The organism is Vreelandella hamiltonii (genome assembly GCF_014651795.1).
In the GTDB taxonomy this organism is placed as follows: Bacteria; Pseudomonadota; Gammaproteobacteria; order Pseudomonadales; family Halomonadaceae; genus Vreelandella; species Vreelandella hamiltonii.
Genome location: NZ_BMXO01000017.1, coordinates 41,494 through 65,377 on the forward strand (window position 1 = coordinate 41,494; position 23,884 = coordinate 65,377).

Consider the following 23,884-nt stretch of genomic DNA (forward strand, 5'->3'; position numbering starts at 1 on the left):
TGGGGAGGGCGCATGAGCGACCAGGATTACGACCGCGATCACGAACACCTCGATTGGCTCGCCGCAGGCGAGCATTCGGACCGTCACGAAGAACACCACGCAGAACACCACGACGAAAACGACCACCGCTCGGATGGTGAGCGCACCCATTCACTGGTGCCTGCCAGCGACATGCTGCCCGAGCGTATCTATCTGCTGCCAATTCACAACCGCCCGTTCTTTCCCGCCCAGGTACAGCCTCTGGTGATCAATCGTGAGCGCTGGGAAGAGACCATGCGCCGCGTTGGCAACACGCCACATCACACCATTGGAGTAGCGTTCGTCGGAGAACAAGGGGTGCACTCCCTGGATCATGACGGCTTCCCCGAGATTGGAACGGCCGTCAAGGTGCACAAGCTGAAAAACGAAGAGCAGCAGATTCAGTTCATTGCCCAGGGCCTGCAGCGTTTCAAGATTCAGCGCTGGCTCTCCAAGGAACCGCCCTATCTGGTGGAAGTGACCTACCCGAAAGAGCCGGTCAATGCCGAAGATGAAGAAACCCGGGCCTACGCCATGGCGATCATCAACGGCATCAAGGAACTGCTGCCCATCAACCCGCTGTACGGGGAGGAGCTGAAGCACTACCTCAATCGATTCAGCCCCCATCAGCCTGGGCCGCTCACCGATTTTGCCGCTGCCATCACCTCGGCCAAAGGCCCTGAATTGCAGGACGTGCTGGCCACGCTGCCCGTGGCGGAGCGCATGCACAAGGTGCTGCCGCTGCTGCGCAAGGAGATCGACGTTGCCCAGCTGCAAAGCGAAATCAGCGAGCAGGTCAACGCGCAGATGCAGGAGCGCCAGCGTGAATTCTTCCTGCGTGAACAGTTGAAGGTGATTCAGCGTGAGCTGGGCATCTCCAAGGGCGACCGCGAGAACGACGTGGATACGTTCAGGAACCGTCTGGAGTCTCTGGTGGTGCCGGAGCGTGTTCAGGCCCGCATCGACGAAGAGCTCAACAAGCTCAGCGTGCTGGAAACCGGCTCGCCGGAGTATGGCACCACGCGCAACTATCTGGACTGGCTGACATCGCTGCCTTGGGGTGTCACCAGCCAGGACAAGCTGGATCTCGGCCATGCCCGCGCGGTGCTGGACCGAGACCACGATGGCCTGAAAGACGTCAAGGAGCGCATCATCGAGTTCCTGGCCGAAGGCACGTTCAAAGGCGATGTGGGGGGCTCCATCGTGCTGCTGGTGGGGCCGCCTGGGGTGGGCAAGACCTCCATTGGCCGTTCCATTGCCGAGGCGCTGGGGCGTGAGTTCTATCGTTTCTCGGTGGGGGGCATGCGCGACGAAGCCGAGATCAAAGGCCATCGACGCACCTACATCGGTGCCATGCCCGGCAAGCTGGTGCAGGCGTTCAAGGAAGTGGAGGTCGAAAACCCGGTCATCATGCTCGATGAGATCGACAAGCTGGGCCAGTCCTTCCAGGGCGACCCCGCCTCGGCGCTGCTCGAAGTGCTGGACCCCGAGCAGAACGTGGATTTCCTTGACCACTATCTGGACGTACGCATGGACCTCTCCAAGGTGCTGTTCGTGTGTACGGCCAATACCCTGGACAGCATCCCCGGCCCGCTGCTGGACCGCATGGAGCAGATTCGCCTGTCCGGCTACATCGCCGAAGAGAAGCTGGAGATCGCCAAGCACCACCTGTGGCCCAAGCTGCTCAAGCGTGACAACCTGCCGAAAAAACGCATCAACCTGACCGATGCTGCCCTCAAGCAGGTCATCGACGGCTACGCCCGCGAAGCGGGGGTGCGCCAGTTGGAAAAACAGCTGCACCGCATCGTGCGCAAGGCGGCGGTCAAATTGCTGGAAGAGCAGGTGGAAACGGTCAAGATTTCGGTCAAGAACCTGGAAGAGTTTCTGGGCGCGCCGCTCTTCCGCAAGGAGAAAGTGCTCAAGGGTGAAGGGGTCGTGACCGGCCTGGCCTGGACCTCCATGGGGGGCGCCACGCTGCCTATCGAAGCGGGCAAGATCCACTCCCTGGACCGAGGCTTCAAGCTCACCGGCAAGTTGGGGGAGGTCATGAAGGAGTCGGCCAATATCGCCTACAGCTACACCTTGGGGCACTTGGCCGAGTTCGGTGCCGATGCCGACTTCTTCGATTCCGCGTTCGTGCATCTGCACGTACCCGAAGGGGCAACACCCAAGGATGGCCCGTCGGCGGGGGTCACCATGACCACGGCGCTGCTGTCACTGGCCAAGCACCAGGCCATCAATCGCCCGCTGGCCATGACCGGGGAGCTGACCCTGACCGGGCAGGTTCTGCCGGTGGGCGGGATACGCGAAAAAGTCATTGCTGCGCGGCGCAGCGACATCTTCGAAGTGATCCTGCCGGAAGCCAACCGTCGCGATTACGACGAACTGCCGGAGTACCTGAAAGAAGGCATGACGGTTCATTTCGCCAGCCGTTACCGAGATGTGGCCAACGTGGTGTTCAAGTAACGTCGGGTAAGCCCTGGTAACCAGTAAAGGGCTTAGTACGGTATCGGTCTTTCCTTTCGGCGCCGCTCTTTGAAGAGCGGCGTTTTTTATATGGCTATTTGAGGATTAACGCGACTTAATACGTTGGATAATGAGAGAACTCAAAAAATCGAATAACACCCTGGGGAGCCGCGATGCGTAACAACCAGCCCGTGACACAGCGCGAATACGTGCTGGACGAAGAAACCGTTCTGATTTCTCGCTCCGACCTGAAAGGCAACGTGACTTATGCCAACGCAGCCTTCGTGGAGGTCAGCGGTTACAGCCGTGAGGAGTTGATGGGGGCACCCCACAACATGATCCGACACCCGGACATGCCCGAGGCCGCCTACGCCGACTTCTGGAAAACCATCCAGGCAGGCGGCACCTGGCAGGGTACGGTCAAGAACCGTCGCAAGAACGGCGATCACTACTGGGTCAATGCCACCGTGGCGCCGCTGCGCGACGGCGAGCGGATCGTGGGCTATACCTCGCTGCGCCGCAAGGCGTCTGCCAAGCGGATCGCCCGGGCCGAGCAGGTGTATGCCGAGATTCGTGCCAAGGGCAAATCACGCCGCTACCGGTTGCACCAGGGGGCACTGATTCGGCGTGGCCTGGGCGGGCTTGTGGCGCGCTTTCAGTTCAGTAGTTTAAAGGCCAAGCTGACGGGGATGGTCGTTACCGCGCTGTTGCTGCTGGGCATGGCGGGGGGGCTTGGCGTCTATGGGTTGATGGTGTCGGGGGAGCGGTTGGATACGCTGAACCGCTCGGGGCTCGAGGCGATTGCCAACCTGCAGCTCATGGAGCGCCAGGTAGGGCTCACCGTCGAACAGCTGGAGCCCGCGGTGCGCAACCCGCGCCGGGTAGACTTGGTGGCCCTTGAAACGCGGCTGCAAGAAGTCACTCAGTCGGTCCAGACCCTGTGGGATGAGTATGAGTCGGATAGCGCAGCCGCTCCTGACGTGCTGCAAGTGGTCGAGGCGTCGTTGAATGCCTGGATCACTGGCGTGACCAGCGCCATGACGGCGGTCAGTCAGGCCAACGGCTTTGCCGCGTTCGAAGCTTTCAATGATGCCGTGCAGCCCGCCACCGAGCAGTTGCGACAGTTGAGTGACCAGCTCGTCGATGCCGAGCGGGAAGGCGCCCATGCGCTGGTGGCTCTAGCGCATCAGGGCCGTCAGCAGATGCTGGTGGCGCAACTGGTGCTGATGGCCGTAGGGCTACTGGTGATGATCGGCTTGAGCGTGATGATCCTGCGCTCGGTGATGCGCAGCCTGGCGGGAGCGCGCTACATGACCTTCCAGATTGCCGCAGGCAACCTGGCCGCCCGTGAGCGTCGTCAAAGCAACGATGAGCTGGGAGAGCTGCTCTATTCGCTGGACACCATGCGTTTCAGCCTTTCCAGTATCGTCAGCGAGGTCGAAAACCGGGTAGCGGTGGTGACGCCTGCGATTCAGCAGATCGCCGCCGAGAACGAGGAGCTGGCATCGCGTACCGAGCAACAGGCCTCCTCGCTGCAGCAAACGGCTTCCAGCATGGAAGAGATGACCTCTACCGTGCAGCAGAATACCGACAACGCGCGCCAGGCCACCGAACTCGCGCAGCAGAACGCCCACAGCACTCAGGAAACCCGCCAGCAAATGGAGCAGTTGGTGGAGCGCATGCAGCGCATTGCCCAGCGCGCCGAGAAGATGACCGAGATGATCGGCGTGATTGATGGCATTGCCTTCCAGACCAATATCCTGGCGCTGAACGCCTCCGTCGAGGCCGCTCGGGCCGGGGAGCATGGCCGCGGCTTTGCCGTGGTGGCCAGCGAAGTGCGCACCTTGGCCAGCCGTAGTGCTGATGCTGCCCAGGAAATCCGCAAGATGATCGACAGCACCACTCAGGAAGTCAGCGGTGGGCGCAGCGCCGTGGAGCAGGCCGAAAGCGCCATCGAGAACGTCGTGCGTCAGGTCAATCAGGTGAGCGAACTGATGGCCTCGATCAGCACCGCTTCCAGCGAGCAGAGCAGTGGAATCGGCCAGATCAACTCGGCGATTGCAGAGATGGACAACGTCACACAGCAAAATGCCACCAAGGTTCAGTCCATTGCCGCCTCCGCAGACAACCTGACCCTGGAAGCCTTCGAACTGGCCAACGTGGTCGATGCTTTCCGTTTGGAGGGTGCCCAGGACGAGAGCGTAGCGGCGGCTCGGGAGAAGCTGGCGCGGGTCAAGAAAGCCGTGCCTCAGCAAACAGCCGCGTCATCCCGTCACGCGCTTGGCCACCAGCAGGACGAGCCATGGGAGACCTTCTGATCGGTGCGTTTAATCAGCATTGACGAAAAACCATGATCTGCTTTGCCTATGCCACCTTCGGGTGGCATGTTTTTTGCCTATTCTTGATGATTCTTGCTGCACGTCATCGCGTGCCATCACGTCGGCTTGGTAAAAGGAAGCGCTGGGTCATCGGGCGAAACATGCCTTTCATAAAAACACAGGGGACTTCATGAGCACATCTAGCCAGGCAACCCTTGAGCTGACAGACGATCAGGTGCTGATTTCACGCTCTGATCGTCAGGGAAACATCACCTACGTCAATCAGACGTTCATCGAAGTAAGCGGCTACTCACAAGCCGAGCTACTGGGCGAACCCCATCGTATTTTCCGTGATCCCGAGATGCCTGCTCAGATATTCAAGAACATGTGGGCCACCATCGAGCAAGGCAAAACCTGGCAGGGGGTAGTCAAGAACCGCTGCAAGAATGGCGATACCTATTGGGTGCATACCACCGTGGCGCCGCTACTGGATGGTGAGCGGGTGGCGGGCTATACCGCCATACGTCGCCGGGCGGCGAACAAGGCCATTGCGCGGGCGGCCAGGGCCTACCATGCCATGCAGCAGGGGCGAGCGCGGGGCTTTACGCTTCATTATGGTGCATTGCGTCGCACGGGGGTGCGTGGATGGGTGCAACGCTTCAGTTTCAGTAGCATGCAGGCCAAATTGATGGGCATGGTCGTGGCTGCCATTCTCTTGCTGACGGTGGCGGGGGCCGCCGGCGTCTATGGCTTGACCAGCTCTGCCGAGCGCCTGCGTACCCTCAACCAGACCGGCCTGGAAGGCATTGCCGACCTGCAGCAGATCGAGCAGCGCAGTGCCCAGCTACTGCAGGTGCTGGAGCCTGCGGTGCGCAATCCTCGTCGTGCCGATCTCGACCAGCTCGATCAACAGCTGGCATCGCTGCAGAGCCAGATCGAACAGACCTGGCAGACCTATACCGAACAGCGTCAGCAGGCCAGCGGTGTGCAGCAAGGATTGACTGCCCATCTGGCGACGTTTCTTGGCGGTTCGACCACGGCCATGACGGCGATTCGCCAAGGCAATGGCTTTGCGGCTTTCGAAGCCTTCAATGATGTGGTCAGGCCCACCTCCGAGAGCATCAGCGCCACCATCAATCTGCTGGTCGATAACGAGCGCGCGGCAGCTCACAGCCTGATGGCCGATGCCGAGCGGCAGCAGCAATGGCTGCTATGGGGGCAAGTGGGCGTGCTGCTGTTCGGTATTGCGCTCATGGTCGGGCTCAGCGTGGCGGTGTTGAAATCACTGCTGAAGTCGCTCAGCGAGGCGCGGCGTGTCACCTTTCAAATTGCTGCGGGCAACCTGGCCAACCGTGTCACCTTGAAGCGGGATGACGAACTGGGCGAACTGCTGGCCTCGCTGGAAACCATGCGGGCCAGCCTCTCAGGGCTGATTACCGAAGTGGGCAACAAGGTCGAAGTGGTCACGCCTGCGTCCGAGCAGATCAAGCAGGAGAACGAAGACCTCGCCTCACGTACCGAGCAGCAGGCTTCGTCGCTGCAGCAGACGGCGTCCAGCATGGATCAGATCACCGCAACGGTGCAGCAGAATACCGAAAATGCCCGCCAGGCCAACCAACTGGCCATGCAGAATGCCGCCACCAGCCGTGAAACCGGCGAGCACATGCAGGCTCTGGTGGAGCGTATGGAGCGCATTGCGGCCAGCGCCGACAAGATGAACGACATCATCAGCGTCATCGATGGCATTGCCTTCCAGACCAATATCCTCGCGCTGAATGCCTCGGTGGAGGCTGCCCGTGCCGGAGAGCAGGGGCGTGGTTTTGCCGTGGTGGCCAACGAGGTGCGCAACCTGGCGGGTCGCAGTGCCGACGCAGCAGGCGAAATTCGCCGCTTGATCGACACCTCTACCCAGGAAATCGCGGGTGGGACCAGTGCGGTGAAGCAAGCCGAGCAGGCCATCGAGCAGGTGGTCAGTCAGGTCATGCGTGTCAGTGACATCATGGAGGAGATCAGCACTGCGTCCGACGAGCAGAGCAGCGGTATTGCCCAGATCAACATGGCCGTCTCCGAGATGGATCACGTGACCCAGCAAAATGCCACCAAGGTGCAGTCCATTTCCAGCGCTGCTCAGCGGTTGACCAATGAAGCCTTGGACCTTGCCAACGTGATCGCGGCTTTCCGCCTGGAAGGGGCCGAGGAGGAGAGTAGCGAAATGGCGCGGATTCGCGTGGCGCGTGCTGGGCAGTCGGCCAGCTTGCCGTCACCCTCGGCCTCTTCGTCAGCGCCGTCGAGGCGTCCGCTGGTGAAGGCTCGTGCCGCGGAGGAGTGGGAGACGTTCTGAAGCGGGTGGGGTATTGGATGTCGTCTACGTCTAGTCTCAGCGGTTCGCTCATGCCACAATCGAAGACCGCTGGATTCACCCGCCCGCCACCTCGTATGTGGCGGGCCATGATAAAGACGTAGAGGACACCATGCCCCAGTATCGCTCCCGTACCACTACCGCTGGCCGCAATATGGCAGGCGCTCGTGCCCTTTGGCGTGCCACCGGCATGAAGGATGACGACTTTCACAAACCGATCATCGCGGTAGCCAACTCGTTCACCCAGTTCGTGCCCGGCCATGTGCACCTGAAAGACATGGGGCAACTGGTCGCCCGCGAAATCGAAAAAGCGGGTGGCGTTGCCAAAGAGTTCAATACCATCGCCGTGGATGACGGTATCGCCATGGGCCATGACGGCATGCTCTACTCGCTGCCCAGCCGCGATATCATTGCCGACAGCGTCGAGTACATGTGCAACGCCCACTGTGCCGATGCGCTGGTGTGCATTTCCAACTGCGACAAGATCACCCCCGGAATGCTGATGGCCGCCATGCGGCTCAACATTCCCGTCATTTTCGTCTCCGGCGGCCCCATGGAAGCCGGCAAGACCAAGCTTCTGGATCACGGCCTGGATTTGGTCGATGCCATGGTCATGGCCGCAGACGACAGCGTCGACGACGAAACCCTGGCAGAAGTCGAGCGCAGCGCATGCCCCACCTGTGGCAGCTGCTCGGGCATGTTCACCGCCAACTCCATGAACTGCCTGATGGAGGCGCTGGGCCTGGCACTTCCCGGTAACGGCACCGTGCTGGCGACCCATGCCGATCGCCGTCGCCTGTTCGAAACGGCGGGCCATCGTATCGTCGAGCTGGCCAAGCGTTATTACGAAGGCGAAGAGGCACACCTGCTGCCCCGCGCCATTGGCAACAAGGCCGCCTTCAAGAATGCCATGACCCTGGACATCGCCATGGGCGGTTCCACCAATACCATCCTGCACCTGCTGGCGGCGGCTCAAGAGGCAGAAGTCGACTTCACCATGGCGGATATCGACCGCCTTTCCCGTGAAGTGCCGCAGCTGTGCAAAGTGGCGCCCAATACTCAGAAATACCATATCGAAGACGTACACCGCGCGGGTGGCATCATGGCCATTCTGGGCGAGCTGGACCGGGCGGGGGTGCTGGATACCTCGGTGCCCACCGTGTACGGCGACAGCCTGAAGGACGCGCTGGACGAGTGGGATATCATGCGCTCGCCCAGTTCAGAAGTGGTCGAATTCTTCAAGGCAGGCCCGGGGGGCATTCCGACCCAAACCGCGTTCTCCCAGAGCGCCCGTTGGCCAAGCCTGGACGGCGACCGTGCCACCGGCTGTATCCGCGACCTGGAGCACGCCTTCTCCCGTGAGGGCGGCCTCGCCGTGCTCTACGGCAACATCGCCCTGGATGGCTGTGTGGTCAAGACCGCCGGTGTAGACGACTCCATCCTGGTATTCGAGGGCAAGGCTCACGTGGTGGAGTCCCAGGATCAGGCAGTGGCCAACGTGCTGGATGGCAAAGTCAAAGAGGGCGACGTGGTGGTCATCCGCTACGAAGGCCCCAAAGGTGGCCCCGGTATGCAAGAGATGCTGTACCCCACCTCCTACCTGAAATCCAAAGGGCTGGGCAAGGCGTGCGCGCTGCTGACCGACGGCCGTTTCTCCGGGGGCACCTCAGGCTTGTCGATTGGTCACGTATCACCTGAGGCCGCCGCCGGGGGTGCCATCGGGCTGGTCGAGCAGGGCGATACCATTCTGATCGACATCCCCAACCGCACCATCAACGTGCAGCTGAGCGATGCCGAGCTGGCCAAGCGCCGCGACGCCATGGAGTCGCGTGGCAAGGACGCCTGGAAGCCCGTCGAGCAGCGCCCGCGCAAGGTGACGCCTGCCCTCAAGGCCTATGCCCTGCTGGCCACCTCCGCCGACAAGGGCGCAGTACGCGACCTCTCCAAACTGGATTGATCGGCTTATCTCACAGCCCGCGAAAGCGGGCTGTTTTTTTTGTGGTATATCATCCAACACCTATCGAGGAGCGTCATGAAGGCGACGATCAATGTGGGCCTGGTCGGCTATGGTTTTGCGAGTAAAACGTTTCATGCGCCGCTGATTCAGGCGGTACCGGGGTTGGAACTGGTGGCGGTATCTTCCAGCGATGCCAGCAAGGTGACTGCCGACTTGCCCCAGGTGGCGGTCGAGCGCGAGGCTCTGGTGCTGTGTCAACGCAAGGATCTGGATCTGATCGTTATCCCAACGCCCAATGATACTCACTTTCCCCTGGCCAAGGCCGCGCTGGCGGCAGGAAAGCATGTGGTGGTCGACAAGCCCTTCACCGTCACGCTGTCGGAGGCCAGGCAACTCAAGGCCTTGGCGGCGGATAAAGAGTGCCTGCTCTCGGTATTTCACAATCGCCGTTGGGACAGTGACTTCCTGACCGTCAAGGCACTGCTGGCCGAAGGCACGCTGGGGCGAGTGACGGGCTTCGAATCCCGCTTCGATCGTTTTCGTCCGGAGGTGCGCGACCGCTGGCGCGAAAAAGCCGCGTCCGGGGGCGGCATCTGGTACGACCTGGGGCCTCACCTGCTGGACCAGGCCTGCGAGCTGTTTGGCATGCCCCACGCCATCCTGCTGGAGATCGGCGCGCGCCGAGACGCCGCCCATGCCGACGATGATTTCCTGGCCCTGCTGGAGTACGACGACTGCCGTGTCAGCTTGAGTGCAGGCACCCTGGTGGCTGAACCCACTCCCCGCTACCGCCTGCATGGCACGCTGGGCAGCTATGTGAAGATGGGGCTCGACCCACAGGAAGCGCGCTTGAAAGCAGGCGAGACCCCCACGCCGCACTGGGGGCAGGACATTCCCGGCACGCTCACCCTACGCAAAGGGCAAGGCGAAGATGCCCCACTGGTCAGTCACGAACACCCCACGCTACCCGGCGACTACCTCGCCTATTACCAGGGCGTTGCCGACGCCATCCGCCAACAAGCCCCCCTCCCAGTCTCCGTCGAGGACGCCCTGCGCAGCATGACCTTGCTCGAAGCCGGCCTCGACAGCCACCGCCAACGCCGCTGGATAGCGTTGAAGCACCACTCATAAAGCCGACCGTGTATTGAATGCCTGCCTGAATGTGGAGCGGCAGGGTGGTTTCGTGGCCTCATCGGGGCGGCTGGCGCCGCCTTCGCGGGTGCCTCTTTCGCTCGTTGCTCTCGCTCTATCGTTACGCCGCGCTACGGGGTGTTGCTGGCATTTGGAAGTTCGTGACACCCGTAGCGCGGCGTAAGCGGAGCGCACCCGCGAAGCAGCGCGGAGAGCGCTGCTGATGGGGAGCGCATGGGCCGGCGGTGGCATGGTGGGGGATGGTGGCGTGATCGGGGCGACTGGTGCCGCCTTCGCGCCGGGCCGCCGCTGCGGGTGCCTCTTTCGCTCGTTGCTCTCGCTCCATCGTTATGCCGCGCTACGAGGTGTTGCTGGAATTTGGGGGGTCGGGACACCCGTAGCGTGGCGTAAGCGGAGCGCACCCGCGAAGCAGCGCGAGTAGCGCTGCCGATGGGGGCTCGGGGGTGGACGGTGGCACGGTTAGTTGTGGTGGCGTGATCGGGGCGGCTGGCGCCGCCTTCGCGCCGGGCCGCCGCTGCGGGTGCCTCATTTGCTCGTGCCTCGCAAGATTCGTTACGCCGCGCTACGGGATATTGCCGGAATTTGGGGGGGCGGGATACCCGTAGCGCGGCGTAAGCGGAGCGCACCCGCGAAGCAGCGTGGGGAGCGCTGCCGGTGGTGGCTCGGGGGTGGCGGTGGCACGGTTGGTTGTGGTGGCGTGATCGGGGCGGCTGGCGCCGCCCTTCGCGGGTGCCTCATTTGCTCGTGCCTCGCAAGATTCGTTACGCCGCGCTACGGGGTGTTGCTGGCACTTGGAGGGGCGGGATATCCGTAGCGCGGCGTAAGCGAAGCGCACCCCCGAAGCAGCGCGAGGAGCGCTGCCGGTAGGGCCACATGAGGCGGCGGTGGCACGGTGGGGGATGGTGGCATGATCGGGGCGGCTGGCGCCGCCCTTCGCGGGTGCCTCATTTGCTCGTGCCTCGCAAGATTCGTTACGCCGCGCTACGGGATGTTGCCGGAATTTGGAGGGTCGGGATACCCGTAGCGCGGCGTAAGCGGAGCGCACCCGCGAAGCAGCGCGGAGAGCGCTGCCGGTGGGGGCGCAGGGGTGTTGATTCGGCGCTAGAGTAAATCAATGCCGTTGCTGCGCTGCTCTTCGCGTAATCGGTCGCGTGCTATGTAGAGGGCGGCGATGGCGCGTGCTTCGTGGAAGTCTTCTCGAAGCAGCAGTGCGGGGAGCTCTTCGATGGCGTGGGTTTCCACGATCAGCGGCTCGGGCTCGTCGCCGGGCAGGCGTTTGGGGTAGAGGTCGGTGGCGATCAGTACCTGCATGCGGTGTCGCATGTAGTTGGGGGCCAGCGAAAGCTCCACTAGAGGCTCGATGCGGTGGGCGCCAAAGCCGCACTCTTCCATGAGTTCACGGTTGGCGGCGGCCACGACATCCTCGCCGGGGTCTACCAAGCCTTTGGGCAGGGTGAGTACGTAGTCCTCGAAACCGGCGGCGTACTCACGAATCAGCAATACGTGTTCCGGATCCGGCATGGCGATGATCATCACGGCGCCACGGTCGGCGCCGGTGAGGCGCTCGAACTGGCGCTCCTCGCCGTTCGAAAAGCGCAGGTCCAGCGCCTCGATCTGAAACAAGCGGCTTTGGGCCACGGGGTGACGAGCCAGAATCGTGGGCTTGCGCGGGTAGCGCTCAGTGACGTCGCTGGTGGTGGAATCGTCGCGGTCCATCATGCCTCCGTGGCTGCAAAAAACGGGTTACGCTACAATAGCACGCTTACTCTCAAAGACTGGAGTGGCCATGATTGATTGGCGCGAGATCGACACGGTGCTGTTGGACATGGACGGCACGCTGCTGGACCTTCACTTCGATAGCCACTTCTGGCTGGAGCATCTGCCACGCCGCTACGTCGAGCTGCATCAACTGGATCAGGCCAGCCAGGAGGAGCTCAAGAGCCGCATCATCGGTGAGCAGGGCACTCTGAACTGGTACAGCCTGGCCTATTGGAGCCGCGAGCTGAACGTCGATATCGTGGCCCTCAAGCGTGAGGTGCAGCATCTGATTGGCCTGCGTAGCGACGCGCTGGACTTTCTCACCTGGCTCAAGCAAGCCCACCCCCGAGTAGTGCTGGCCACCAATGCCGACCGAGCCAGTCTGGCACTGAAATTGCCGCTCACCGGGTTGGAAAACTACCTGGATGCCATCATCTCCTCGGAAGACGTTGGCGCTGCCAAGGAGGAGCAGGCCTTCTGGTTCGCGCTGCAGGAGCGAGAGCCCTTCGACCCCGCACGTACCCTGTTCATCGACGACAACGCCCGGGTACTGGAAAGCGCCAGGGAGTTCGGAATCAAGTACCTGTTGGGCATCAAGCAGCCCGATAGCCAGCGGCCCGAAAAAGAGCTGCAGGAGTTCGTGGCCCTGGACCGATTTGCCCAACTGCTGCCATGAGTGCGGCCTGGGCATCGGCCACTGACTGATCCGCCAGGGGCGACCTTCGCGGGGCAGCCAATAGATTAGGAGAGTGCCAATGAGCGACAGCGTTCGCCTGGACAAGTGGCTATGGGCTGCACGGTTTTTCAAGACCCGCGCCCTGGCCAAGAAAGCGATAGAAGGCGGCAAGGTTCACTACAACGGTGAGCGTGCCAAGACCAGCAAGAACGTCGAGCTGGGGGCGCTGATTCGCGTGCCCCAGGGCTGGGACATTTACGAGGTGGAAGTTACGGCGCTTTCAGACCAGCGCAGGGGCGCTCCCGAAGCGCGCACCCTGTATGCCGAAACCGAGGCCAGCGCCCAGCGTCGTGCCAAGGAAACCGAGGCGCGTCGGCTCACCAACGAAGCGATGCAGCACCCCCTCAAGCGCCCCGATAAGAAGCAGCGCCGCGATATACACCGATTTCAACGCCAGCAGGGCGAGTAGCGTCGCTGACGCCTGCCTTGTCGACGTTCCCCTTTCTCTCTTCATGGTTTCACTATGTCTGATCAGATCCAGCGTTTCCTGTTTGACCAAACCAACGTGCGTGGCGAAATCGTCACGCTGAGCACCGCCTATCAGGAAGTGCTCGATCGTCATGCCTACCCACCGGCGGTCAATGCCCTGCTGGGCGAGCTGCTGGCAGCGGTGGCCCTGCTGACCGATACGGTCAAGCTGGACGGTACGCTCAGCATCGAAGTGCGCGGCCAGGGCGCGCTGGCGCTGCTGATGGCAGAGTCCAATCCGGGCGGTGAGCTGCGCGCCATTGCACGTATCGCCGAAGAGGCCGCGCTGCCCAGCGAGCAGGCCAGCTTCCGTGAGCTGGTCGGTGACGGCCAGATCATGATCACCCTGGACCCCAAGGAGGGGCACCGCTACCAGGGCATCGTGGCACTGGATCACGATACGCTGAGTGGCTGCCTGGAAGCCTATTTCGGCCAGTCCGAACAGCTACCTACGCGGCTGTGGCTGGCCGCCGATGGTCAGCGAGCGGGTGGGCTGCTGCTGCAGCGCTTGCCGGATGCCTCGCAAAACCAGGACGTGGATGCCTGGGAGCGCAGCGTGCACCTTGCCGAAACGATCAAGAACGAAGAGCTGCTGGGGCTGGAGCAGCGTGAGGTACTGTATCGGCTCTATCACGAAGAGACCGTCAGGGTCTTCGAACCCAAGGCGTTGCGCTTTGGCTGCACCTGTTCACGGGAGCGTATGAGCCATGCGCTGTACACCCTGGGCAAGGAAGAGTTGATGGATATTCTTCAGGAGCAGGGCGCCATCGACACCCAATGCCACTTTTGCCACACGAAATATCACTACACCGCCGCAGATATTGAAATTTTGTTGGAAGACCCGGGCGCACCACCGCCAGTCATTCACTGATTGTGTAGTCGGCTCCTGATGGGGTGGGCTTTCAGGCGGCCTGGCGCCACCCCAGAGGAGACAATGCGCTCGGCGCACCCAGCAAACGGTTGTTTGAAAATATACTGCGCTGCAACACAAAATGTAGTGTCATTGTAGTAGTTTAACTACAAGATATTTGCGAGAAGCCCCCGTTTCCCGGGGGCTTTCTTTTTGCCATAATGCGCCGGACTTCAGCGCGCCCAGCCCGTTTGCGAGTGGTTGGGATGACTTTTAAAGGCGTCGTACGACGCCCGGTAAACGAGATAAACGGCCGCAAGGCCCAGGAATCGACATGACCACGACTCAAGCCGCTCCTCAAGCCCACGTCAATCTCAGCAGCGCCGAACTGATCGAGCGCGCCGTGGCCCGTGGTGAAGGTCGCCTCTCGGCGAACGGAGCCCTGGTAGTCAACACCGGCGCACGCACCGGGCGTTCACCGAAAGACCGTTTTATCGTCGATGAGCCCTCCACCCGTGACAGCATCGATTGGGGCAGCGTCAACCGCCCGTTCGACGCCGAGAAGTTCTCGGCGCTGTGGGCGCGTGTCGAAGACTACCTGGAAAGCCGTGAGCGCTTCGTGGCCGAGCTGCACGTAGGCAGCGACAACACCCACTACCTGCCGGTACGTGTCACCACGGAAACGGCCTGGCAAAACCTCTTTGGCCGCACCATGTTCGTGCGCCCGCTGGCCTACAACCAGGCCGCCAAGGAAGAGTGGACCATCCTCAATGCTGCAGGCTTCGAGTGCGACCCGAACCGTGATGGCACCAACTCCGACGGCTGCGTGATTATCAACTTTGCCGAGCGCAAGGTGCTGATCGCCGGCATGCGTTACGCCGGTGAAATGAAGAAAGCCATGTTCTCGGTGCAGAACTACCTGCTGCCCGCCGCCGACGTGCTGCCGATGCACTGTTCTGCCAACGTGGGTGAAGATGGCGAAACTTGCCTGTTCTTCGGCCTCTCAGGCACCGGCAAGACCACGCTCTCCGCAGATCAGGCGCGTTTCTTGATTGGTGACGACGAGCACGCCTGGGGCGACGGCATCGTCTTCAACATGGAAGGCGGCTGCTACGCCAAGTGCATCGACCTTTCCGAGAAGAACGAGCCGGTCATCTGGAACGCCATCAAGTTTGGCACCGTGCTGGAAAACGTCGTGCTGGATGACCGCCGCGAGCCGGACTACGCCGACGACAGTCTGACCCAGAACTCCCGTGCCGCGTACCCGCTGGAGCACGTCGAGAAGCGCGTGGCCGAAAACCTGGCGGGTGAGCCCAACGCCATCGTATTCCTGACCTGTGACATGTCGGGCGTGCTGCCGCCGGTGTCCATCCTGTCCAAGGAAGCCGCAGCCTACCACTTCCTGTCGGGCTACACCGCCAAGGTCGGCTCCACGGAAATGGGCTCTTCCGAAGGTCTGGCAGCAACGTTCTCTACCTGCTTCGGCGCGCCGTTCTTCCCGCGTCCGGCCCGTGAATACGCCGACCTGCTGATCAAGCGTGTCGAAAAGAAAGACGCCCAAGTGTACCTGGTGAATACTGGCTGGACCGGTGGTGCCTATGGTGAAGGCGGCTCGCGCTTCTCGATCCCCACCACGCGCGCCATCATCAGCGCGATTCAGTCAGGCATCCTGCGTGATGTCGAGACCAAGCACATCGACGGCCTGAACCTGCAAGTGCCGCTGGCCGTGCCGGGCGTGGACTCCAGCCTGCTGGACCCCCGCGACACCTGGGCCGACCGCGACGCCTACGACCGTCACCTGCAAGACCTGGCCACCAAGTTCGTTGACAACTTCAAGAAGTTCGAAGGCGTCAACGAAGCGATCATCAAAGCTGGCCCGCAACTGACATAATTTTTCACTCAAGTGTGAGTTGTCGCACGTAAGGACAACTAAGTAATCAGAAAGGGGCAGTGCCAAGGCACTGTCCCTTTTTCTCATCTGCATGTTTCTATTTACATCCGACCGTTGGCGATGGGGTTAACGCAATGAAACGTCGTCATTTTTTGAGGTTTGCAAGGTCAACCATGTTTCATGGGTGTACTACCGGGTATCTAGTTTGGCTGTATGAATCTTGATCTTGAGGCTGCGCCAGATTTGGAAAAACTAGAGCTTAGCGCAGACCGGTGGCGGGAGCCCCTTTCCGAAGAAGTCTTTTACCTTCGTCGCGAAGAGGGGACTAGCGTTCCCAAGCCCACTGGATAAGCCGTACGATGAAGATACCACTGCGGTGAAGTACCACTCAGGCACCGGCTGGCCAAGGCTTTTTCGAGCACGCTGAAGGCCACCAGTTGACCAAGTTGGATTTCAAATTGGTATTGCTACGCACTGAATATAACTGCGCCCGCTGTGGTGATTCTCAGAAGCACGCCTTTGATCATCGGCTTGCGTTGATGTAACAACAGCGTAGCGCTTCGTAACTGCTATGATTGTTTCATTTTTTCTTTAATTATTGATTTTATTGATAATTGATGGAGATTCCAAACCCTTCTGAAGATTTCTCAGAAGGTTTTTTTGTACCTTCTTTTTAGTGAAAATTCGATATTTAATACTAAAGTATAGGTATTTTTCGTTGACGAAAAAGCATGCTGCATATAGTTTAACGTTAACTGTTAACAATAAACATAAAAAGGTGTTGTCTGTTATGAGCAAGATTCAAGCATCCGCTGCGCTCAAGCGCTTTCGTGTACTTGATCTATCGAGAGTGAGGGCTGGACCAACCTGTGTGCGTATGCTGGCAGATTTTGGTGCAGATGTGATTCGTATCGAACCCCCTGCGGGAGTGGATCCAAATGCCAATATGTTCGCGGATGTGCGTCTCGGTGGCGACTTTCAGAATCTCAACCGCAACAAACGCTCGCTGACCCTAAACCTCAAGAAGCCCGAAGCCAAGGAAGTGCTTTATCAGTTGGTGAAGGAAGCCGATGTTGTGGTGGAGAATTGGCGGCCTGATGTTAAAGCGCGTTTAGGTGTTGATTATGAATCACTAAAAAAAATCAATCCTCGCATTATTCTGGCCAGCATTTCTGGTTTTGGTCAGGACGGGCCTTATGCCAAGCGTCCAGGGTTCGATCAGATAGTGCAGGGGATGGGTGGCATGATGTCGATTACCGGCATTCCAGGTCAGGGGCCTGTACGTGCTGGGATTGCAGTGGCAGATTCCAGTGCTGGCCTTTACACCGCCTTGGGCATTTTAACCGCACTGTTGGAGCGAGAAGAGTCGGGTGAAGGTCAATGGGTTCATACTTCCTTGTTGCATGCGCAGATAGCAATGCTGGATTTCCAAGCTGCACGCTACCTTAATGAAGGGGATGAGCCCATCCAGGCGGGTAATGATCATCCCACCAGCTGCCCCATGGGGCTTTTTTACGGTGAAGATGGCCCTTTCAATATTGGTGTTTCAGGAGACGGCCAGTGGCTAAAGTTCTGTGAGGCGCTAAACAAATCGGAATGGATAACTGATACGCGGTTTGAAACTATTAAAGCTCGACGCAAGCACCGCCAAGAGCTGAACTCTTTAATTCAGGATGTATTTAAAAAGAAATCAGTTGATCACTGGGTGGCGTTGCTGAATTCGGCGGGCATTCCAGCAGGACCCGTTTATACCGTTCCCCAAATGTTCAAAGACCCTCAAATTCAGCATCTCAATGTATCTAAAGAAGTTGATGATGATGAAGTAGGAAGCAAACACTTCATTACTCAGCCAGTGAATCTGTCACGTACCGCTGCCAATGTCGTGAAGATAGCACCTAAGTGGGGTGAGCATACATCCGAAATTTTATCTGAACTGAACTATAACGAAACCCAAATTGCCCATCTCAAAGAGATCGGTGCTGTTTAAACGAGGAAGCCTTCATGCAGCAAGAAAATGCACCCGGTTATATTAAAAGTGAGTTGGACGGCAATGTTCTTCGTATCAGTATTTGCAATGCCCGCCGTTATAATGCGATGTCGCTATCCATGTGGCAGGATTTGGGGAGAGTCGTCACTGAAGCGCAAACCAATGACGATGTTCGTTTGATCGTTCTAAGTGGTGAAGGCAATAAGGCCTTTATGTCTGGCGCTGACATCAGTGAATTTAAGGAAAAACGCAGTGATCGGCAGCAGGCTCAGTTCTACGCCGATAGCGTCAACCTAGCGCAGTCATCCCTGCGTAGCAGCCAGAAACCAACAATCGCCGTGGTAAAGGGTATTTGCATGGGTGGTGGTATGGGGTTGGCACTTTCATGTGATTTGCGCTACAGCACCGAATCGGCAAAGTTTCGGATGCCGGCCGGAAAGTTAGGTTTGGGATATGCACTTGAGGGCATAAAGCGTTTCATCGATGTTGTTGGCACGTCGAGGACCTATGAGCTCTTTTTAACCGCTCGCACCATTAATGGCAGTGAAGCCGCTCGTATAGGGCTAGTGAATCAGGCAATTGCAGATGATCTTTTTGACCATGCGGTTGAAAAGCGTATTAGCGATATCGCCGGACATGCCCCCTTAACGATGCGGGCGGTCAAGAATGGTGTGCGCTGCTTACTTAATGAAGATGATGCGCCAACACCAGAACAGGTTGCTGAGATGGTGAATGCATGTTTCGAGAGCGAAGATTATAAGGAGGGACGCCAAGCCTTTAAAGAGAAGCGTCAGCCAGTATTCGCTGGCAGATAAGTCTCTTATTAATGCTCGGTATTTTATTCGCTCCGCGTATTTGGTAGGAAACAGTAAAAAGAAGTTGATAAACCGAAAAATAATTCCAATAACAATCAGGAGAGCTTTCATGACCATGCTCAAGAAGACAATAACAATTCGCCCTCAGTCATTCGCAATTGCCTGTATAACAGCGGGTGGCTTGATGCTGGCTTCCTCGCTAGCAGTGGCGGAAGAGTACGACCCTAGTCAGCAACTTAACGTGACCATTGCGTTTGGCCCAGGTGGCGGTAACGATGTGTTAGCCAGAACACTGATTGATATCCTTGATAAATATGATCTTTATGAAGGCGATATCGTAGCTACTAACCGACCCGGTGGGAGCGGCGCTGTTGGCTGGGGCTACCTCTATGGACAGCAGGGAAATCCTCATCATATCTCCACGACCAGTGGAAGTTTTATTGCGACGCCACTGCAGGCCGATACACCGTGGGACACCCTCGATTTCACCCATGTGGCACTGATGGCAGCAGATGACCAAGTGCTCGTGGTGAATGCTGAGAGTTCAATCACCTCTTTTGAAGAATTCGTTGAATATGCTCAGGAGAAGCCTCTGTCTGTTGGAGGCATTGGGTCTGTCAATAATGACTTTATCGTGGCGCAACTGTTATCTGTTGAGGCCGGTTACGAATACGACTATATCCCTTTCAACCAGCAAGGAGAACTGACCACGGCGCTGCTCTCCAACTCGATTGATGCCATGGTGGCGACCCCTGGCTCTATTATTGGACTAATCGAGGCAGGAGATTTTAGAGCGCTAGCCTTCAGTGCTGATCAGGTTCCGGAAGCACTTGAAGGAGTTCCTAGTTTCGAGGAGCTAGGTGTAGCAGGCGCTGCTGTCCCTATGCCACGCGGCTTGATTCTACCTCCCAATGTATCAGATGAAGCTCGTCAATGGTGGATAGCTACCATTGCAGAGGTGGTAGAGACACCTGAGTGGCGGGAGTACGTAGAGGCTAACTTCCTCACTGAGAATGTGCTGATGGGCGATGACTTTACCGACTTTCTCGAAACCTCCATCAATAATTTCAGAACCATTCTGGCCGAGACTGGCGCTATCTGATCCCGGTACCTCACGAGATAAGAGAGGCCGGAGAGTGTGAGCCGGCCTATTATCCTCTTTTTGGAGAATGGTCATGAGGTTGTTTTTCTATGCTTTTCTGCTGTTGTCGGCCATCGGCTACACCTATATGGCCTTCTTCGATCTATCGTTTGTGACTAATCGTGGACGCATGGGGCCTGGATACTTCCCGAGGTTTATCGGCGTCCTTCTTGTGTTGTCGCTGATCATAGCGATCATCAAGGAAGCCAAGCTTGGCAAACTACTTGAGAAAGAGCCTAGCGGGAAAATTTGTGATGCCGCTGTACTCATTGGACTAGCCATTGTTTTTGGTGTGCTGCTGATGTTCGCAGGTTATTTAATTGCTACGCCCCTGTTTGTCGGCTCGGTATTGCTTTACTTTAACTCCAAACAATTGGTTATGAATGGTGTTATTACCGCGGCTGTGCCGTTGGCCATTTATATTCTGTTTGGCCATGTACTGAATGCATCGCTGCCTCACGGCATTTGGTGATAGTTCCGACAACAATAAGAGCTTCGACATGGAAATCTTCGATAACTTGTTGATGGGACTTTCTGTTGCCATCACACCAATGAATCTGTTTTATCTGCTAATCGGTGCTTCAATCGGCATGATGATCGGTGCCATTCCCGGTTTTGGTCCTTCAGCAGGCATCGCTATCCTGCTTCCGCTTACCTTTAGTATGGATCCAATTTCTGCCGTCATGATGTTGGCCGCTATTTATTATGGCGCCATGTATGGAGGAACAATCACCGCTATTCTGCTGAATACGCCTGGGGACTCGACGACAGTTGCTTCAACATTTGATGGATTCCCCCTTGCTCAACAGGGCAGAGCGGGGCCTGCCTTGGTCATGCAGGCAAGTGCATCTTTTGTGGGAGGCACAATAGGCGTCATCTTAATTACCTTGTTAGCGCCTGTGTTTAGTCTTGTGACACGCAGTTTTGGCCCACCCGAGTTCTTTCTGCTCTGTGTAATGGGGCTGTTGACGCTGGTTGCACTTATGTCGGGGAATTGGATCCTTGGTTTGATCTCGGCGCTGATAGGCTTTGCATTGGGTACCGTTGGTGTTGATTTGGAAACGGGGCATCAGCGGTTTACTTTTGGTTCCGTTGAGCTGATCGGTGGCGTTAACTTTATTCCTGTGGCAATTGGCCTCTTTGGTATAGGCGAGCTTTTTTATGCTTTCTACAATGGTGCACATAAAAGCGGTAGCGGTGGGATCATTCAATACAAAAATGAAGCTCGATTTTGGCCAACTAGGAAAGACGTTGCTGATTGCAAATACACGATGCCACGTAACTCCATACTAGGTTTCTTAATTGGAGTTATTCCTGGTGCAGGTGCCACTATCGCGTCGTTAATGGCCTATTCGCTCGAACGCTCTTTTTCTAGAAATCCGCAAAAATTTGGCAAAGGGGAAATGCGTGGACTGGTTGCTCCTGAGTCTGCTAACAATGCAGCCTCCTCTGGCGCAATGGTACCCCTTTTGACCCTTGGTATTCCTGGCTCAGCGTCAACGGCAGTGTTACTCGCTGCGTTCTTAATGTGGGGGCTTCGTCCTGGGCCACTATTAATGGAGCAGAACCCTGAGTTTGCTTGGGGGCTAATAAGTAGTATGTATCTCGGCAATATGGCTCTTTTGGCGCTGAGTATATTTGCTATTCCTCTTTTCGTTTACATCATTAAAGCGCCTTACCGTATTTTGGCTCCGATAGTGCTGGTGGTATGTACGTTGGGTACCTTCAGCGTCAATGCCAGTATCATCGAAACGTTCATCATGCTGGGCGCGGGTGTTGTCGGCTTTTTGATGAAGCGTTATGGATTCTCCCCGGCTGCAGTTGTGTTGGCATTGGTGTTAGGACCGATGGCCGAAGAGTCGCTTCGACAGACATTGTTGATCAGTCGTGGTTCTTTCGATATTTTCCTCACCCGCCAGGCTTCGATTTACATTCTGTTTTTCTTTGCGGCTACTATTTTGGGCGGTGTCTTTCTTAATGCCCAACGTCGACGTGAAAAGCTTAAGGAGAAAACTATATGATTAATGGATCAGCGACCCGTGACATTCTTGAGCATGCTCTCACCACTCAGCAGCCTGAGTTTGGCCAGTTCTTTCTGGCCAAGCTGCTCCAGCTCGATATTAACTACGAAGATGAAGTGTGTCATGTGGCCTTGCCGGTGGCAGCGCACCTATATAATCCCCAAGGCAGCTTGCATGGCGGTATTATTGCGGTAGCGATGGATATTTCCATGGGGCATCTCATTCACCATGTAACGGGTAAAGGAGGAAGTACCATTGAGATGAAAGTACAGTTCCTGAGGCCTATAAAGGAGGGCACGCTGCGTTTCAAAGGGCGTTTCGTCAAGCGTGGGCGTCAGCTTGCCTTCATGCAGTCGCAAGCATTCAACGCCGAGGGTAAGGAAGTAGCCATCGCCACCGCAACATGGATGATGCCTTCCAATGGCTAGCATGATGGCCTGGCTAGATATGTTATCACCGCTATCGGGGGCGGCTAATGGTGGGCTGATTTTATTCAGTCTGGTGACCGCCTGGATTAATAGTGCAATGGGTATTGGCGGTAGTGCACTGCTTATTATGACGATGGCGCAGATTATGCCGCCGGCAGCCGTAATTCCTGTTCATGGAATGGTGCAGTTGGGAGCCAATAGCAGCCGCTTTATGTTTATTTGGCGAGATGTAGACTACAAGCGACTACTTGCTGTGATCCCAGGCATTCTGCTGGGAGCATTCATGGCAGGCTGGCTGCTGGTGCAATTGCCTTCTGGTATGTTGGAGCTGTTGATCGCTAGTTTTATGATATATATGTGTTGGGGGCCTTCTTTACCTGCCCGTTCAGTTGGGTATCTGGGCAGTATGGTGATGGGGGCTTTTACTACCTTTCTATCAAGCTTTGTTGGGGCCGCCGGGTCGATCGTAGCTGCTTATCTTAAGCATATATCCCCGGAACGCATGGTGAGGGTGGCGACACATTCTGCCATCATGTCTCTCCAGCATCTTACCAAAGCCTTCATTTTTGGCTTTGCTGGTTTTGTTTTTATAGACTGGCTAGCATTGATGTTCGCCATGATCGTAGTAGGATTCGTAGGTACCTGGGCAGGACTGAAAGTGCTAAAAAAACTGACCAACACCAAGTTCGATTTCATCATGAAACTGCTGTTGACTCTGTTGTCAGTGCGCTTGCTTTGGGTAGCCTTTGAAAAATTGGTATTGGCATGATTTAATATCATTCAACGTAATCAGAGGTGTCGTCATGGATCCTGTAAGCCGTTCAGCTAGTCTTATATCTGAAAGAAAATTAACATCTCTAACGACTATTGTTGCGCAAGAGTTGGAACGGTTAATTATTACTGGTTATTTAAAGCCAGGAGATCGCGTTAATGAATTACGCCTCGCTGAAGACTTGAACGTGAGTCGTGGAATAGTGCGAGAAGCTAGGCGCGGGCTAGAGAGGGCAGGACTGCTAACTAGTATTCCCAATCGAGGCGTATTCGTCAAGCAAGTTTCCAAAGAAGAGTATATCGAAAATAGTGATGTTCGCGCATACATTACAGGTTTTGTCTGTCAACTTGCCGCTGATCGGGGCAGTAATGAGCAGAAGCTGAAGCTTCGAAAATTAGTGAGTGATATGGAGCTGGCGATTACAGAGGAACGTGCCCAGGACTATTATCAGATGAATTTGGATTTTCATGAGTATATCTTGCAAGTTGCTAATCATAAACGGGCTGCTGATGTATATGATGATTTAGTTAAAGACTCTCATTTGGTAAGGAAGTTTACACTAAAAAACCAGTCGGCTATGTTTCAGTCGAATGATGAGCACGATAAAATTGTTTCCGCCATTGAGAAGGGAGATGTAGATGCCGCTTATAAAGCTGGTTTTGAGCATGTAAAAAGAGGATTGGTGCGATGGCTTAGTAAAGAGTCATTGGAAGAAGATAAGTAAATAAAATAATGGTTTTTAACAAT

The 23,884-nt window shown here is 57.1% G+C and carries 18 protein-coding genes; 17 read left to right on the top strand and 1 reads right to left on the bottom strand.

Annotation, left to right across the window (positions count from 1 at the left end; genetic code table 11):
• The first annotated feature begins 12 nt into the window (after positions 1 to 12).
• From lon to IE061_RS15335, 5 genes are all read left to right on the top strand, one after another.
• Positions 13 to 2,484, top strand: coding sequence for an endopeptidase La (gene lon, locus IE061_RS15315; protein WP_081138200.1), 2,472 nt, complete (start codon positions 13 to 15; stop codon positions 2,482 to 2,484).
• A gap of 173 nt (positions 2,485 to 2,657) precedes the next feature.
• Entirely contained in the window at positions 2,658 to 4,802 is a 2,145-nt protein-coding gene (locus IE061_RS15320) for a methyl-accepting chemotaxis protein (RefSeq protein ID WP_193461985.1), read from the top strand.
• 190 nt (positions 4,803 to 4,992) lie between these two features.
• Complete coding sequence (locus tag IE061_RS15325; protein WP_081138202.1) at positions 4,993 to 7,143, top strand: methyl-accepting chemotaxis protein; 2,151 nt, start codon at positions 4,993 to 4,995, stop codon at positions 7,141 to 7,143.
• A 130-nt stretch (positions 7,144 to 7,273) separates the two neighbouring features.
• The gene (gene ilvD / locus IE061_RS15330) at positions 7,274 to 9,118 is read left to right on the top strand and encodes a dihydroxy-acid dehydratase (protein WP_193461986.1); all 1,845 of its coding nucleotides are present in this window, start codon (positions 7,274 to 7,276) and stop codon (positions 9,116 to 9,118) included.
• A gap of 75 nt (positions 9,119 to 9,193) precedes the next feature.
• Positions 9,194 to 10,249, top strand: a complete 1,056-nt coding sequence (locus IE061_RS15335; protein ID WP_193461987.1) for an oxidoreductase — start codon at positions 9,194 to 9,196, stop codon at positions 10,247 to 10,249.
• A gap of 1,122 nt (positions 10,250 to 11,371) precedes the next feature.
• Here the strand turns inward: IE061_RS15335 and nudE are convergent.
• Complete coding sequence (nudE, locus tag IE061_RS15340) at positions 11,372 to 11,986, bottom strand: ADP compounds hydrolase NudE (protein WP_096923297.1); 615 nt, start codon at positions 11,984 to 11,986, stop codon at positions 11,372 to 11,374.
• 70 nt (positions 11,987 to 12,056) lie between these two features.
• On the opposite strand from nudE, the gene yrfG reads away from it, so the two are divergent.
• The 12 genes from yrfG to IE061_RS15400 all read left to right on the top strand — a co-directional run bounded on the left by yrfG (position 12,057) and on the right by IE061_RS15400 (position 23,861).
• Positions 12,057 to 12,704 carry a GMP/IMP nucleotidase gene (gene yrfG, locus IE061_RS15345; protein ID WP_096923296.1) on the top strand — a complete coding sequence of 216 codons (648 nt, stop codon included), beginning with the start codon at positions 12,057 to 12,059 and terminating at the stop codon, positions 12,702 to 12,704.
• Between the two features lie 79 nt (positions 12,705 to 12,783).
• On the top strand, positions 12,784 to 13,173 hold the full coding sequence (hslR, locus tag IE061_RS15350) for a ribosome-associated heat shock protein Hsp15 (RefSeq protein ID WP_039183812.1): 390 nt from the start codon (positions 12,784 to 12,786) through the stop codon (positions 13,171 to 13,173).
• Positions 13,174 to 13,227: 54 nt separating this feature from the next.
• The gene (hslO, locus tag IE061_RS15355; RefSeq protein WP_039183814.1) at positions 13,228 to 14,103 is read left to right on the top strand and encodes an Hsp33 family molecular chaperone HslO; all 876 of its coding nucleotides are present in this window, start codon (positions 13,228 to 13,230) and stop codon (positions 14,101 to 14,103) included.
• Between the two features lie 313 nt (positions 14,104 to 14,416).
• Positions 14,417 to 15,973, top strand: a complete 1,557-nt coding sequence (locus tag IE061_RS15360) for a phosphoenolpyruvate carboxykinase (protein ID WP_193461988.1) — start codon at positions 14,417 to 14,419, stop codon at positions 15,971 to 15,973.
• A gap of 790 nt (positions 15,974 to 16,763) precedes the next feature.
• Positions 16,764 to 17,960, top strand: a complete 1,197-nt coding sequence (locus tag IE061_RS15365; protein ID WP_193461989.1) for a CaiB/BaiF CoA transferase family protein — start codon at positions 16,764 to 16,766, stop codon at positions 17,958 to 17,960.
• 14 nt (positions 17,961 to 17,974) lie between these two features.
• Entirely contained in the window at positions 17,975 to 18,775 is an 801-nt protein-coding gene (locus tag IE061_RS15370) for an enoyl-CoA hydratase (protein WP_193461990.1), read from the top strand.
• A gap of 109 nt (positions 18,776 to 18,884) precedes the next feature.
• A complete protein-coding gene (locus IE061_RS15375) occupies positions 18,885 to 19,877 on the top strand; it encodes a Bug family tripartite tricarboxylate transporter substrate binding protein (RefSeq protein ID WP_193461991.1) in 993 nt (330 codons plus the stop codon).
• Positions 19,878 to 19,950: 73 nt separating this feature from the next.
• Positions 19,951 to 20,388: a tripartite tricarboxylate transporter TctB family protein gene (locus IE061_RS15380; RefSeq protein ID WP_193461992.1), complete on the top strand. Its 438-nt coding sequence runs from the start codon at positions 19,951 to 19,953 to the stop codon at positions 20,386 to 20,388.
• 28 nt (positions 20,389 to 20,416) lie between these two features.
• Positions 20,417 to 21,937, top strand: a complete 1,521-nt coding sequence (locus IE061_RS15385; protein ID WP_193461993.1) for a tripartite tricarboxylate transporter permease — start codon at positions 20,417 to 20,419, stop codon at positions 21,935 to 21,937.
• Positions 21,934 to 22,365: a PaaI family thioesterase gene (locus IE061_RS15390; RefSeq protein ID WP_193461994.1), complete on the top strand. Its 432-nt coding sequence runs from the start codon at positions 21,934 to 21,936 to the stop codon at positions 22,363 to 22,365. Before IE061_RS15385 ends, IE061_RS15390 begins: the two co-directional genes overlap by 4 nt.
• Positions 22,358 to 23,134, top strand: a complete 777-nt coding sequence (locus IE061_RS15395; RefSeq protein ID WP_230478484.1) for a sulfite exporter TauE/SafE family protein — start codon at positions 22,358 to 22,360, stop codon at positions 23,132 to 23,134. The genes IE061_RS15390 and IE061_RS15395 overlap by 8 nt, the downstream gene beginning before the upstream one ends.
• A gap of 34 nt (positions 23,135 to 23,168) precedes the next feature.
• Positions 23,169 to 23,861: a GntR family transcriptional regulator gene (locus IE061_RS15400; RefSeq protein ID WP_193461995.1), complete on the top strand. Its 693-nt coding sequence runs from the start codon at positions 23,169 to 23,171 to the stop codon at positions 23,859 to 23,861.
• The last annotated feature ends 23 nt before the right edge of the window (positions 23,862 to 23,884 follow it).